8 protein-coding genes are annotated in these 14,956 nt (G+C 44.3%); 3 read left to right on the top strand and 5 right to left on the bottom strand.

The window, feature by feature from the left end:
- Window positions 1-15 precede the first annotated feature (15 nt).
- The 3 genes from O3629_RS04120 to hutG all read left to right on the top strand — a co-directional run bounded on the left by O3629_RS04120 (window position 16) and on the right by hutG (window position 4,193).
- Window positions 16-1,359, top strand: a complete 1,344-nt coding sequence (locus O3629_RS04120) for an APC family permease (RefSeq protein WP_371608756.1) — start codon at window positions 16-18, stop codon at window positions 1,357-1,359.
- Window positions 1,360-1,574: 215 nt separating this feature from the next.
- Window positions 1,575-3,116: a histidine ammonia-lyase gene (gene hutH, locus O3629_RS04115; protein WP_371608755.1), complete on the top strand. Its 1,542-nt coding sequence runs from the start codon at window positions 1,575-1,577 to the stop codon at window positions 3,114-3,116.
- Between the two features lie 84 nt (window positions 3,117-3,200).
- Window positions 3,201-4,193, top strand: coding sequence for a formimidoylglutamase (gene hutG / locus O3629_RS04110; RefSeq protein WP_371608754.1), 993 nt, complete (start codon window positions 3,201-3,203; stop codon window positions 4,191-4,193).
- Between the two features lie 143 nt (window positions 4,194-4,336).
- Here hutG and O3629_RS04105 read toward each other — a convergent pair whose 3' ends face one another.
- The 5 genes from O3629_RS04105 to O3629_RS04085 all read right to left on the bottom strand — a co-directional run bounded on the left by O3629_RS04105 (window position 4,337) and on the right by O3629_RS04085 (window position 14,859).
- Window positions 4,337-7,273 carry an AAA family ATPase gene (locus tag O3629_RS04105; RefSeq protein WP_371608753.1) on the bottom strand — a complete coding sequence of 979 codons (2,937 nt, stop codon included), beginning with the start codon at window positions 7,271-7,273 and terminating at the stop codon, window positions 4,337-4,339.
- Window positions 7,274-7,405: 132 nt separating this feature from the next.
- The gene (metF, locus tag O3629_RS04100) at window positions 7,406-8,281 is read right to left on the bottom strand and encodes a methylenetetrahydrofolate reductase [NAD(P)H] (protein ID WP_070662748.1); all 876 of its coding nucleotides are present in this window, start codon (window positions 8,279-8,281) and stop codon (window positions 7,406-7,408) included.
- 113 nt (window positions 8,282-8,394) lie between these two features.
- Entirely contained in the window at window positions 8,395-10,644 is a 2,250-nt protein-coding gene (gene metE, locus O3629_RS04095) for a 5-methyltetrahydropteroyltriglutamate--homocysteine S-methyltransferase (RefSeq protein WP_371608752.1), read from the bottom strand.
- A gap of 307 nt (window positions 10,645-10,951) precedes the next feature.
- Window positions 10,952-12,559 (bottom strand): alpha-glucosidase, encoded by a 1,608-nt coding sequence (locus O3629_RS04090; protein ID WP_371608751.1) that lies wholly within the window; start codon window positions 12,557-12,559, stop codon window positions 10,952-10,954.
- 68 nt (window positions 12,560-12,627) lie between these two features.
- Window positions 12,628-14,859: a glycoside hydrolase family 31 protein gene (locus O3629_RS04085; RefSeq protein WP_272157641.1), complete on the bottom strand. Its 2,232-nt coding sequence runs from the start codon at window positions 14,857-14,859 to the stop codon at window positions 12,628-12,630.
- Window positions 14,860-14,956: the final 97 nt, after the last annotated feature.

Below are 14,956 nucleotides of genomic sequence, written 5' to 3'. Positions count from 1 at the left end.
CAAAGGAGAAACATTATGAACGGAGCACATAAACAGTCGATTGAGGAACAAGAAAAAGCGAAATTCAGCTTTAGCGGTGCCACTCTTTACGGTATCAACGCCGTCATCGGATCTGGTATCTTCCTCCTCCCTCAAAAAATATATTCTGGCCTCGGACCAGCTTCTCTAGCTGTCATGTTCGGGGTTGCCATTCTCGTCATGCTACTATCGGCCTGTCTGGCTGAAACAGCTGGCTACTTCGACAAAAACGGTGGAGCCATGCAATACTCAAAAGCCGCTTTCGGAGACTTCGTTGGCTTTAACGTTGGGATTCTCGGTTGGGCCGTTACCGTTATCGCTTGGGCTGCCATGTTAGCCGGTTTTGCTAAGATCTTCATCATTACCTTCCCAGCATTTGAAGGCTACAACCTTCCGATCAGTATCGGTATGCTGATTCTCTTGAGTCTGATGAACATTGCCGGCCTGAAAACCTCTAAGATGTTTACTCTGACAGCTACTGTTGCAAAATTAATTCCAATTGTCCTCTTCTCACTCTTTGCCATCTTCTTCATTTCCGGTGGCGTGAGCAAGGGCAACTTCACACCTTTCCTTCAATTGGAAAGTGGAACAAGCCTCTTCAGTTCTATTTCTAGTACAGCCGTCTACATCTTCTACGGTTTCATCGGATTTGAAACCATGTCTATCGTTGCAGGGGAAATGCGCAACCCTGAAAAGAACGTTCCCCGCGCTATCCTAGGTTCTATCAGTATTGTATCTGTTCTCTACATGTTGATCATCGCAGGAACAATCGCCATGCTTGGTGGCCGCATTATGCAAACCGGTGCACCAGTACAAGACGCATTTGTCGAAATGATTGGCCCTATCGGAGCTCCCCTCGTTTCTTACGGAGCCCTCATTTCAATCGCTGGATTAAACATTGGTGAATCCATCATGGTCCCTCGTTTCGGTGCCGCATTAGCAACTGAAAAACTCTTACCAGAGGGTCTTGGAAAAACAAACTCTAAGAATGCTCCTGTCATTGCCATTATCATTTCTGGTATCTTCGCTTTCTTACTCTTGTTATCTGGCTCTTTTGAATCCTTAGCAACCTTTAGTGTTGTCTTCCGTTTCTTCCAATACATTCCAACAGCTTTGGCAGCCATCAAACTCAGAAAAATGTACCCAGACAAAAAGGTTACCTTCCGAGTACCATTTGGTCCCGTTATCCCAGTTCTAGCCGTTGTGATCAGTATCTTGATGATTGCAGGGGACAACATGATGAACTTTGTTTGGGGGGCCATCGGTCTCGTGATTGCAAGTGGACTCTACTTTGTTTTCCACGGTGATAAACTACATAAATCGAAAACCCTTCCTCACTAATTTTCTTTACACAGTAGATGGGAACAGAGACGGGAGCGAAGCTCGGTTTTGCTCCCTATCCCATCTAGGACTCCACGAATGTCAAACCTGAGCCCTTTTCTCTATGACTCTTTTCAATTTTTATGATCAATAGACAATGGGCCCATGTTTGGTATTCAAACCGAAGTAAACAACACTACTTCCACAGAACAACTATTCATAATCGGAGGTTTTATATGACTCAATTGATTCATTTAGATGGTAATAGCTTAACACTTGAAGAAGTCATCGCTGTAGCTCGGCACGGTGCCCAATGTGAGCTTGATGAACAAGCCAAAGAAGCCGTTATCGCATCCCGTAAAATCGTTGATGACATTGTCCGTGAAAAACGAGTCGTCTATGGTGTAACCACTGGCTTTGGTTCCCTCTGTAATGTCAGCATCTCTCCAGAAGATACTGTTCAACTGCAAGAAAACCTGATCCGGACTCACTCATCTGGTTTCGGTGATCCACTTCCGGAAGATGCTGTTCGTGCCATCATGCTGATCCGTATCAACTCACTCTTGAAAGGTTATTCTGGCATTCGTCTGTCAACTGTTGAAAAACTGTTAGAATTGCTCAACAAAGGAGTCACTCCTTATATCCCTGAAAAAGGCTCTCTCGGAGCTTCTGGAGACCTCGCTCCTCTATCTCACATGGTTTTACCAATGCTAGGTCTTGGACGCGCCTACTACAAAGGAGAACTTCTCAGTGGCCAAGAAGCCTTGGATCGTGCTGGAATTGAAAAGATCCAATTGGCTGCCAAAGAAGGGCTTGCCTTAATCAATGGTACAACCGTTCTAACCGGTATCGGAGCTCTTGCAACCTACGACGGTATTCAATTGCTTAAACTGTCTGACATTGCCGGTGCTCTCTCAATGGAAGTCCACAATGGGATTACCAGTCCATTTGAAGAAGACCTTCATACCATCCGTCCTCAAAGTGGACAATTGGCAACCGCTCGCAATATCCGCAACCTCCTTGAAGGAAGCAAGAACACAACGGTAGCAACCCAACAACGGGTCCAAGACCCTTACACACTCCGTTGTATCCCTCAAATCCATGGAGCTAGCAAGGATTCTATTGCTTATGTAAAAGAAAAAGTTGAAATCGAAATCAACTCTGTGACAGATAATCCAATTATTACTAAAGAAGGCCACGTCATCTCCGGCGGGAACTTCCACGGAGAACCAATGGCACAACCATTTGACTTCCTAGGGATCGCCCTTTCTGAAATCGGAAACGTATCTGAACGTCGGGTGGAACGCTTGGTCAACAGCCAGCTTAGTAAATTACCATCCTTCTTGGTTAAACACCCTGGACTCAACTCAGGCTTCATGATTACCCAGTATGCGTGTGCATCCCTTGCATCTGAAAACAAAATCTTGTCTCACCCAGCTAGCGTCGATTCTATCCCATCTTGTGAAAACCAAGAAGACTTCGTCAGCATGGGAACTACTGCCGCTCGTAAAGCAGCAGAAATTCTTAAGAACTCCCGTCGCATCGTTGCTACTGAAATCATGGCAGCCTGCCAAGCCTTGGATCTCAAACCAGAAAATCATGAACTTGGTAAAGGTACAAAACCAGCTTATGACCTGATCCGCAACAAGGTTTCCTTCATTGAATTTGACAAAGACATCGAAATCTTTGAAGAACTCAATAAGGCATCTGCTGTTGTCGAAAGTGAAGAATTCTTAGCAACTATCGAAAAAGTAGTTGACTTAAGCATTCAATACTGATACAGTAAAGATATAACAAAAACAGAGGCTGGCGATTTTCTCAGCCTCTGCATGCTTTCAAAAAATATAAGGGAGGCAACGACCTTGCTCACAAACTACTATCCAATGACCTATAGCTACTACCAAGGTAGCATCGAGGACAATCCCTACACTGCCAAATGGGGAATGGTCACCAAATTTTTAGACCTAAACGATGAGACCCTCACTCCATTTGAGGGGATGACCTTTGGGATCATCGGCTTTAAGAGCGACAAAGGAGTCTATATCAACAATGGGCGCGTAGGAGCGGTCGAGGGTCCTACAGCCATCCGTTCTCAAATCGCCAAACTTCCATGGCACTGGGGAACCAATGTAACAGTGTATGATGTGGGAAATATCGACGGGCCCAACCATTCGCTAGAAGAACTCCAAGAAAGTCTCTCACAAGCGATCCAGCGCATGTACCAATTAGGAATCCAACCCATCGTCCTAGGAGGCGGTCACGGAACTGCTTACGGCCACTACCTAGGGATCCAATCGAGCTTGAAAAAGGATGAACAACTGGCTGTGATCAATCTGGATGCCCACTTTGATCTGCGTCCTTACGACCAAACCGGGCCCAATTCTGGAACGGGATTTCGTCAAATGGCTGATCACGCCAAAGAAAAAGGTCAGGACTTCCCTTACCTCATCCTGGGGATCCAAGAGCACAATAATAACCTCTTCCTCTTTAATTACGTTGCTAAAACACCAAGCATTGATTTCTTAACAGGGCAAGACCTCTTCCAGATGAGCCACCAAGCCATTCTAGATCGAATCGATCAATTTTTAGAAAACCAAACCGCGATCTATCTGTCTATTGATATGGATTGCTTTGCAGTCGGCTCTGCTCCCGGTGTTAGTGCCATCCAATCACTTGGTGTCGATCCTAAACTGGCTCTCCTGCTTCTCCAACACATTGCTGCCAGTGGCAAACTAATCGGATTTGATGTCGTGGAAGTTTCTCCTCCTCATGACATAGACAACCATACTTCAAACCTTGCTGCGACCTTTATCTTTTACTTGACCCAAATATTGGCGCAACAAAAACTGAACTAAGAAGATTTCTACACACATAAAAAGCATAGAAACACTCATTGCTAGGGTATTTCTATGCTTTTTCTTCGTTTTCAGACACAATGATCTTTGCCTGAAAGGAGGCATGGCCTCTTATCCTTCACTTATGATTTAGATAAGAGACACTACATGTCTTTTAATTTCTTAAGAAACTGACGATCTCTGTAAGGATTCAAGTGTTGTTCTGCCACCTTCTTGTAGTAATTCTTATCTTCTTTCAAGAAGGTCCTCAGGGCAGGATCGAGCTCTTCCCCCTTCTCCTTTTGATTAGATAAGAAAGCTAATAGATAATGAACCATCCCCTTATCCCGTGAATTAGCAGATGGATTCATCGTCCTTTCTTTTCGAGCCAGATAATCCGCAACCTTTTCTTGATCTCCTTGCTGACAGGCGACTAAGGATTGATAAAATTCGAGCAATTCTTCCTTCCAAGGGAAGCGAACACTGGACAAAATTTTCTGAGCTCTGTCAAAACAGCGGCGAGCTTGGATCAAATCTCCCTTCCAATAATAGGCGATCCCAAGATCAATATCAAAGACGACGCGGACGGAATCAACAGCTTGATCTCCCACTAAACGCAGAACCTCTTCTAAGTGTGTGACCGCTACTTGGAAATGGCCTCTCACTTGCTCGATTTCAGCGAGGTAGGCCAAAGAAGCTGCAATTTGAATGGCATACTTGGCCTGCATGCTATTGGTCAAACTAAAGCAATCAATGGAGCGATACAAATGCCGGGTCGCCTGCTCCTCATCCCCAACCATCAGGTGATACAAGCCTTTCAAACGCAACTGGATCGCGATGACCTCATGATTATTGGCTTGGATGGCATCTTCCAAAGCCAAATCTGTATAATAAGCCATCTCAGAGATATTTTCCGTTTGAATGCAATAATAAATGATTTGCCGATAACCCTCTAAGAGGAAGTCGGATTGCTTGAGTTCCCGCGCATAGGAGATGACTTTTTGGATATCATGAATCCCCTTTTGATACTCCCCACTTCGAATAAAATAGCGACCTTCTAGGTACAAGTAACGCAGTTGTAAATGCTTGTATTCTCTATCTCTTTGGTGCCTTGAAAAGAGGTTATCTAATTCTAGGCGTAGACGGGATAGCTCTCCAAAAATGTCCAAACGGCTATTTGTACCATCTGATAGGAACCCCTCATCTACCTTGGAATAAATCGGAAACAGTTCATGCTCCAGCTGAAGGATTTCTTCTAAGTAGGTCAACTCAAAAGATAAGGAGCGCAAGAGATTTTGCGATTGCTTATATTGGTAGGCAATTTCCTTATAAAGAAGAAGGTCCGTCGAATCTTCTAAGCTTTCTTCCAATTTTTGCGCAATTTGTTGGTGGAAGAGCCGCCGTCTAGCTGGCGAAAGAAGATGGTAAAAGTACATAGCTACCAATTGCTTGCAGAATTGAACCAAGAGAGCCTCGTCTTCTTCTACGATTGAGACGATCGCTCTTTCAGATAAAGGCTCGATTAATTCAGTCAAAACAGGAAGCTCTGTAGCCGTCAATTCTGCCAAGATAGACAGAGAAATTGGCTTATGAAAACAAGATAGGTAGTGTAGAAGAGCTTCTTCTTCACTGCTCATATCCCCAAGTTCCTGAGAAAGATAGGCTTGAATGATATCAGGCAAGGGTTCTAAATTTTCATTTTCTTTCCACTCTTCGATATAGCTGGACAGTAAGAACGGACTGCCTTCACTCCATTCGACCATCTGCTCCATCACTGCCGGCTCTATTGCTCCCAGTTCCCCTTTCAAGAGGGCACGACTTTCACTTGGATCAAAATTGGTCAACTCTAGTTGAGACAGCCTTTTCTCTACCTTCAAGCTCCCCAAGAAGTTGACGAAAGAAGCTGGCAGAGGCTCTTCAGCTGTAAAAATCAGTTGCCATTTCTCCTGGTTTCTTCTCTCCTCTAGTTGTTTCACTTTTTCTAGAGACACTGCATCGATCCACTGGGCATTTTCAAGCAGAATCAGGAGCGGTTTTTCTTTGCTAAGGATCTGAAGCTGATTCCATACCGAAATGAGATCATCCTCCTCTTCCAGAAGGGAAATCCCCATCTCATCCCCCAGTTTCTCTAGAGCTTGTCTGAGATCATTCCAGGTGCTTCCTTCGTAGCGTTGACTAGTAGCTTTTCCTTCCGCCTTGATAAAGTTAAAACTGCGATTGGACATCAAGACCAACTGCCGCAACAGACGTTTCTTACCTGTTCCAGATTGCCCCATCACGAGAAAAGGACCTACCGCCTCACCCGTCTCGACTAAGGAAAGGTATTCCTCGAGTTGCGAGAGTTCTTGTTTCCGACCAAAGAAGGAAAGTTCACGAATATTCAAGCGATTGGTCAGTTTATGAGTTCGTTTGGCTTCCAAAACCGAGTGATAAAGTTCCTCAATCGCTCGACTGGGACGCACACTGAGCTCGCGATCCAATAAATCGACTAGCTTATAATAGGTCTCAAAAAATTTTCCTAGCTGATGATGGAAGCTATAATACTCCATTAAGAGCTGGTAGTTTTTCTCTTCAAATTCATCCAACTCTACCAAATGATGGAGCAAGAGTTCTATACTAGGATCTGCAAAACCGACCTGCTCAATTTTTTGGTAGCAACTTTCGACATAGAGCTTCCTATAAGCATCTCGTTTGCGAGAAGCCCACTGGTCAAAGTCTTCATCATCCTTGACATAGAAACCCTCTAGAAAATCTCCCCGATAGAGATCCAAGGCACTTAATGGGTCTCTTTCAAAGAGCTGAACATCTAAAGAAAGACTCAAGTCAGGATTAAGGGCCAAACTGCTCCGGCTTGGTGAGACAATGATATCTCCCTCAAAGATTTTATTGACTTGGTAAACCGTATTCCGTAAGTTTTTGCGAGCTACATGGTTTTCCTTATCTCCCCAAAGGATACCGGCTATTTCATCACGGTTAACTTGGCCCATGACCGCTAAATAATAAAGCAAGGCCTCCATCTTCGAAAAAGAAAACCGAATAGTTTTCTGATTGAAAACAACCTTAGGGGGTCCAAATAACTTTAACGTGAGATCTTTCTTCATTGCAAGCGCCTCCAAAAACTTCATATTAATACTATAAAAAAAAAGTTGGCTTTTAGCAAGTAATTTATCCAAATAAAAAGAGACTGAGAAATTTTCTTTCTCAATCTCTACACTTCCTACTAAAAGTGTTGATTAATTCCCTTCAAAATTCGGTTGATGATCAAATAACGCCTTTGTTGCTTGGTAGACGTGGTAAGCGACATCTTCATTGTTCATGGTGTAAAGGTGGACACCTGCCACATCTTGAGTGACCAAATCAACGATTTGATCGACTGCATAGGCAAGTCCTGCTGCTCTGAGTGACTCAGGATCATGCTCGTACTTGTCTAGAATGGCTTTAAACTTCCGTGGGATATGAACATTTTCACAAGTCTTAAGGAGACGAAGGGCCTGATTGCGATTGAGAATCGGCATCACTCCTGCATGAATAGGAACATTGATCCCAGCCAAGGTACACTTATCTTGAAAATCATAGAAACGCTCATTGTCAAAGAAAAGTTGAGTGACCAAGCTAGAGCACCCTGCATCGACCTTCTTTTTAAGATTTTGAATATCTGAAATTTGGTTGGGCGAATCCGGATGTCCCTCAGGATAGCAGGCACCAATCACCTCAAAATGGGGCGCTTCTGTTTTAATAAATTCAATCAGATCCGTTGCATAACGAAAGTCTTTTAAAGGTTCCACACCAGGGATAATATCCCCACGCAGAGCCAAAATCCGATGAACCCCTACTTCATCTAACTCATGAAGAGTATCGGCCACTTTTTCCTTGCTCAAATAGACGGCTGGCAAGTGAGCAATCGTCGGAATAGACAATTCATTTTGAATGTAATTGGCTAAAGCAACTGTCGTCTCTTTGATATTGTATTTATTATTGCTAGCGGTCACACTAATAAAGTGAGGAGCTAGCTCCTGCATATTTGCCAAGGCACGTAAGAGTTTGGCATTGCCTACTTCAGGATTTGGAGGAAAAACTTCAAATGACAGAGACGGTGTGTGTTGTGACATATTCTATCCTTTTCTTTTGTTTCTTTGATCAAGAACTCTGAGCCACTATTTCTAGGATAAAGGAACGATTCGAAAACCCTCTACACGATGATAGAAGGTCCTCGAAACATTTCTTACAAGTGTTCACGCGCTTCTTTAGCAGCATTAACGAGCTTGATCAAGCTTTCTTTTGTTTCTTTAATTCCGCGAGTCTTCAAACCACAGTCAGGGTTGATCCAAACTTTGCCACTTGGTACTTTTGCCAAGATTGCTTCGATAGTGTGATCAATTTCACCGTCTTGTGGGACACGTGGTGAGTGGATATCGTAAACCCCAGGTCCAACTTCTGTTTGGAAGTTTTTCGCTTTCAACTCATCCAAGATTTCAAGGTTTGAACGGCTTGCCTCAAATGAGATAACGTCCGCATCCAAGTTGTCGATAGCTGGGATGATATCTGTAAATTCTGAGTAACACATGTGAGTGTGGATTTGGGTGTCTGGTGCTACAGTTGAGTGTACCAAACGGAAGGCTGGAATCGCCCAGTCAAGGTAGTCTTCGTACCAGTCGCTACGACGGAGTGGCAATTTTTCACGAAGAGCAGCCTCGTCGATTTGGATGATTTTCACTCCTGCAGCTTCAAGGTCAAGAACTTCATCCTTGATGGCAAGAGCGATTTGAAGAGTAGAATCCTTGATAGAGATGTCTTCACGTGGGAATGACCAGTTAAGGATGGTCACAGGTCCAGTCAACATACCTTTAACCGGTTTGTCTGTACGGCTTTGTGCGTAGCTAGACCATTTCACAGTGATTGGGTTAAGACGAGTTACATCACCCCAGATGATTGGTGGTTTCACTCCACGCATACCGTATGATTGTACCCAACCGTTTTTAGAGAAGAGGTAACCAGACAAGTTTTGACCGAAGTACTCAACCATGTCGTTCCGCTCGAATTCACCGTGTACAAGTACGTCAAATCCAACTTCTTCTTGCCATTTGATCCATTCGTCGATCGTTTCAGCAAGGAAAGCATCGTATTCTTCTTGTGTCAATTCACCCTTACGGAAGGCCAAACGTTTAGCACGTACTTCCTTAGTTTGAGGGAATGAACCAATGGTAGTTGTTGGAAGAGCTGGAAGTTTGAAGGATTCTTTTTGGATTTCTTCGCGTTCTGCGAAAGCTGGCAAACGAGTGTAGTCTGCTCCTGTCAACGCTGCGATACGAGCATGAAGTTCAGCATTTGCTCCGACACGTTCGGTTGCGAAGAGTTCTTTGTTGGCAGCAAGAGCTTCTGCACCTTGACCATTGCGGATGGCATCCAAGTCACGCAATTCACCCAATTTTTCAACCGCAAAGGCGAAGTGGTCCAAAATAGCTGGTTCAAATTCTTCATTAGCAGTTGTAAATGGCACATGAAGAAGGGAGCAAGAAGTAGTCAAGACAACCTTTTCAGCTGGAACTTGATCCAAGATTTCTAAGCTCTTTTCATAGTTGTTGCGCCAGATGTTTTTCCCATTCACAATACCAGCATAAAGGGTCTTATCAGCTGGGAAGCCACCTTTCACCAATTCAAGTGTTTTCTTTCCTTCAACAAAGTCAAGACCAATACCATCTACTGGCAAGTTTACAAGGTCATTGTAGACATCACGAACATCACCAAAGTAGGTTTGAATCAAGACCTCAAGGCCTTTCTTGTCCGCCAAGAGTTTGTTGTAGAGGTTCAAGAAGAGGGCTTTTTCTTCAGCTGACAAATCTTTGACAAGAGCTGGCTCATCGAGTTGGATACGAGTCGCACCAAGCTCTGCCAATTTTGCAAAGACTTCTTGGTAAGCAGCAGCCAGGCTGTCGACGAAGTCTTCTGCTTTCACTCCATCTTCAAAGTCAGATAATTGAAGGAATGTGAAGGGTCCAACGACTACTGGACGAGTGTTAAGGCCCAAGTCTTTAGCTTCTTGGTACTCATCAAAAATCTTGTGACCAGCCAATTTCACTTCTGTTGTTTTTTCAAATTTAGGAACAATGTAATGGTAGTTCGTATTGAACCATTTTTTCATCGGAAGGGCACGCACATCCCCTTTTTCACCTTGGTAACCACGCGCCAAAGCAAAGTATTGTTCAAGGTCTGTCAAATCCAAGTTTTGAACAGATGCAGGCACGACGTTGAAAAGAAAGGCTGCATCAAGGAAATTGTCGTAATGTGAGAAGTCATTTGAAGGAATCTCTGAGATGCCTTGCTCTTTGACAATGTTCCAGTGTTTAGCACGCAAGTCTTTGGCAGCTGCCAAGAGCTCGTCTGCTGAGATTTCTTTTCTAAAGTATTTTTCAGTTGTAAATTTTAATTCACGGAATTCACCCAAACGTGGGAAACCGATAATTGTAGTTGACATGTTGTGTCCTCCAAAAATTCTAATTGACACTATCATATCAGAAGATAGCCGTCTTGTATAATTGCTTTTACACGAATTTTGATATAGGCAAAAACTATAACACAGATTTAATAGGCCTTGGGACCAGAGATCAAAAGCAAAAACTAGGACTACTTATAAATATTTCCTATAGCCCCTGCATCACCGAACCATTTTTGAGCGGATTCTGCTAGAAGAACAACCCCTAAAAAGCAAAACAGGCCTTCTCTATTGAGAAAGACCTGCTTTTATAAGGAAGTTCGTTCCTTAATTTTTTTCATTTGCTTCATTAGGCTAATTTGACACAGAAGGCATCCCAAGGGGCTAACTTGCCCGATTCGAGGACCTGCTCCACCTTGGTATTGGCAATGAGAACCTCTTCAACTCCATTGACAAGTGGTAAGTCTTGCTCTTGACTTGAGAGATTGACAACGACGAGGTAGGCTTGCACTCCTTCTACCCGCTTGTAAGCAAAAACCTTGTCTACTGCGTCCACCAATTCATAATCAGCCGTCACAAGCCAAGGATGCTCTTTTCTCAAGGCCACCAGAGTTTGATAGGTATAGAAAATGGAGTCTGGATCTGCTAGAGCAGCCTCAACATTGATCTCTTTGTGGTTTGGGTTGACCGCAAGCCATGGTTGACCTGTCGTAAAGCCAGCTTCTGCCTCATCATTCCACTGCATCGGTGTCCGTGCATTGTCCCGACCAATATGGCGGATCTGATCCATGATCACTTCGAGTGGCACTCCTTTTTCTAAGGCTTCATGGGCATAGTTGATTGACTCGATATCTTCTACATCCTCGAGGGTCTGAAATGGATAATTGGTCATCCCGATTTCTTCTCCTTGATAGATATACGGAGTCCCCTTCATCAAGTGAAGCAGAATTGCTAAAGCCTTGGCAGATTTGACACGGTAGTCGCCATCATCCCCCCAAGTTGACACAATCCGTGGCAAATCGTGGTTGTCCCAAAAGAGGGAATTCCAGCCTTCCTCTTCTCCTAATTCCGTCTGCCACTTGGTGAAAATTTCCTTCAATTTAGGCACATCCAATTCCTTCGCGTAGTGCCACTTTGGTTGACCCGGTTGGTATTGAAGGCCAATGTGTTCAAATTGGAAAACCATGGACAATTCTTGATTTTTTGGATTGGAGTATTGCTTGGCAATCTCTGGAGTTGCTCCCCAAGTTTCTCCCACTGTGAGCAGATCCTTATCGCCAAAGGTCGCTTGATTCATTTCCTTCAAATAAGGATGGAGCATGGGACCATTGCTGATGATTTCCTGATCTGGGATCTTACCGATCATATCGATGACATCCATACGGAAGCCACCAATTCCCTTGTCAATCCAGAAATTCATCATGTCATAGATCTGATGACGAAGCTCCTCGTTTTCCCAGTTGAGGTCTGGTTGCTTCTTACTGAAGTTATGCAGGTAGTATTGGCCTGATGCTTCATCAAATTCCCAAGCAGAGCCACTAAAAGCAGAAATAATGCCATTGGGCTCATCCCGCCAAATATAGAAATCCCGCTTTGGACTGTCTGGATTTTCACGTGCTTCGATAAACCAAGCATGCTCATCAGAGGTATGGTTGACTACCAAGTCCATAATGATTTTGATCTTGCGTTTATGGCCTTCTGCGATCAATTCTTCCATATCTTCCATGCTACCAAAGATGGAGGCAATATCCTCGTAATCCGAGATGTCATAGCCGTTATCATCCATGGGACTCTTGTAGACTGGTGAGAGCCAGATCGCTGTAATCCCTAATTTTTCCAAGTAGTCTAGCTTGCTCGTGATCCCCTTGAGATCCCCGATGCCATCGCCATTACTATCCTTGAAACTCTTTGGATAAACTTGGTAAATTACGGCATTATGCCACCATTTTTGTTCCATTTTTTCTTCTCCTTTATGATTGTGAAATCACTTTCATCATACAAAAATAGGGGTAAAATTGCAAGAATTTACAAGTCTTCATTCTCTTCACTGGAATAAATCACTTCAAAGAGACGTTGACGCAAACCTTCCTCTAAAGGCGTAATGATCTTCATCAACTGTTTCCAATCCTTGGCTGTTGAACAAGCCGCAAATAATTCATTCTTCCTATCGTAGGCCAGGTTGGCAGATTTCAAGAACTCAAACATCCGATCTTCTTTTGCAGTAGGACGCGATTGCAGCTCACCCATCGCAATCTCCTGACTGTGATTGTCCACTAAGATAGGGGTTGTCTCTAAGGTATGGAGGAAGAACCGGTGCTGTCTCTTTTCAGGAAGCAGCGTTCGATCACCTGTTAAATCCAGCTTAATCTTTCTTTCATCCCAATTGACAGTTAGGCGGGTTTCAACCCTGTTATCTCCTTCTCCTTCAACGAGTACGAAGGAACGATTGTCACCTGGGAAAAGATGCCAGTCCAGCATTTCTGGGAGCTCTACCCCTGTCTGCGGTTGTGCATCCATAGGGATGATGGCTCCTGCACGCGCAAAGACCGGAATATCCTGGCTAGCTCTAAAGACTGTAAGCTTGCCTTTTCCTTCGTACTTCCAATCATGGAAGAAATCATACCAAACTCCGTCTGGGAACCAAACACTCACAGAAGCACTATGATAGACAGGATCCAGAGCCTCTGTAATTGGGGCCACCATGAGTTCACTGCCATAGAAATATTGATTTTTAGCCTCATAAGCCTCTTCTTCGTTTGGGTAATGGTAATAGAGGGGCTGAATCAAAGGCAGTCCTTCTTCATGCGTCGTCACATTCATGGTGTAAAGATAAGGCAGTAAGCTGTGACGCAGACGCAAATACTGCTTCATCCAGCGACAGGTCTCAGGCGAGTAAAACCACGGTTCCTTACTGTTAAAGGCATTACAAGAACTATGGAGACGATTGATCGGGCTAAAGACCCCAAATTGCAACCAGCGAAGAGCCAAGTCTTCATCATAGTAACCCCGCATATGGCCACCAATATCGTGACTCCACCACGTATAACCGATATTTGAAGCTGTGCTGGTAAAATAGGGTTGAAAGGCTAGGGATTCCCAAGTCACAATGGTATCCCCTGAAAAACCGATCGGATACCGGTGGCTGCCAGGACCCCCATAACGCGATAAGATGAGACCAGCTTGGCCTTTTCGGCAATTGTCTAGATAATGATAGTGATTTAACAACCAAAGGGGATCCATCTTGCCATGACTTCCCTGTTGCCAATCAATCCACCAAAAGTCGACTCCTTGATTTTCCAAGGGATGGTGGACATCTTCGAAATAAGCTTCGCGAAAGGCTGGACTGTAAAAGTCAAAGCTAGCCGCTTCTTCTTTTTCCGCATCTAATCCCAAGCGTTTTGCGACCATGGGGTAAGCATCTTCGAAGGCGCGAATGCCATCTGCTGGATGGACATTTAAGGTCACCTTTAAACCACGCTCATGAAGACCATGTAAGAAGGCAGCTGGATCAGGGATCAAGTCCCGGTTCCAACTATAGCCCGTCCAACCACTTCCAAAGCGAGCAGGAATCGCTGTCTTGTGCCAGTCCATATCGATCACACTAACAGCTAAAGGCACCCCTTCTGCTTTGAAACGATCCATCAAATCTGTGTACTCCTGACTAGTATAAGGCCAATACCGACTCCACCAGTTTCCCAGAGCATAACGTGGCAAGAGGGGTGGTTGTCCCGTCAGATGGTAAAAATCTTTCAAGGCACCTAGATAATCGCGCCCATAACCGAAGAAATACAGATCCACTTCTGGACATGGCCGTGCTCTAAATCCGCTTTCGACATCATACAAGTAGGAATTGGAATCGTCCAAAAGAGCATAGCCGGCCTTGCTCAAGATCCCATCTTCCAACTCCATAGCTCCATCGACCTCGTCAAGCGTCCGACTGGTCCCTTTCAAGGTCTCAGGCTGATCTCCATAGTGCCACCGGCTACCATAGACTGCATACTGACCCTTGAGCTCGATAAAAAGCCGATCCGGTGTAAAAGGTCCCTTTTCAAAATGGAGGTGGAGATGCTCCGTATGAAGATCGAGGACCTCTTCTGTCTCTACGACCTCACAGGCTACAGGTCCAAAATCACGATTTTGCACAACTTGCGTCTGACCATCCTCAAAAACACCATCCTCTGAGTATTCCAAGCGCACCAAAGATTCCGTTAATACGGAGATTCGGTAGTTCTCTCCCTGTATCACTGATCCTGCCATTTGTCTTTCCTCCTCTTTTTATCTACTTCGCCTTACTGTGTAAACGTTTACGATTTTACTATAGCACTCAAAAAAAGGCCTGTCAACACCTGACAGA

The sequence above is a fragment of the Streptococcus sp. 27098_8_12 genome (genome assembly GCF_041432115.1).
Lineage (GTDB): Bacteria > Bacillota > Bacilli > Lactobacillales > Streptococcaceae > Streptococcus > Streptococcus parasanguinis_V.
The sequence above is the reverse complement of the archived record's forward strand: the minus strand, read 5'-3'. Positions and strand labels throughout refer to the sequence as shown.

Excerpts from the sequence above, each read along its gene's own strand:
- O3629_RS04090 (WP_371608751.1), bottom strand. The coding sequence starts at position 12,559 with ATGGAACAAAAATGGTGGCATAATGCCGTAATTTACCAAGTTTATCCA.
- metE (WP_371608752.1), bottom strand. The coding sequence starts at position 10,644 with ATGTCAACTACAATTATCGGTTTCCCACGTTTGGGTGAATTCCGTGAA.
- O3629_RS04085 (WP_272157641.1), bottom strand. The coding sequence starts at position 14,859 with ATGGCAGGATCAGTGATACAGGGAGAGAACTACCGAATCTCCGTATTA.
- metF (WP_070662748.1), bottom strand. The coding sequence starts at position 8,281 with ATGTCACAACACACACCGTCTCTGTCATTTGAAGTTTTTCCTCCAAAT.
- hutH (WP_371608755.1), top strand. The coding sequence starts at position 1,575 with ATGACTCAATTGATTCATTTAGATGGTAATAGCTTAACACTTGAAGAA.
- O3629_RS04105 (WP_371608753.1), bottom strand. The coding sequence starts at position 7,273 with ATGAAGAAAGATCTCACGTTAAAGTTATTTGGACCCCCTAAGGTTGTT.
- O3629_RS04120 (WP_371608756.1), top strand. The coding sequence starts at position 16 with ATGAACGGAGCACATAAACAGTCGATTGAGGAACAAGAAAAAGCGAAA.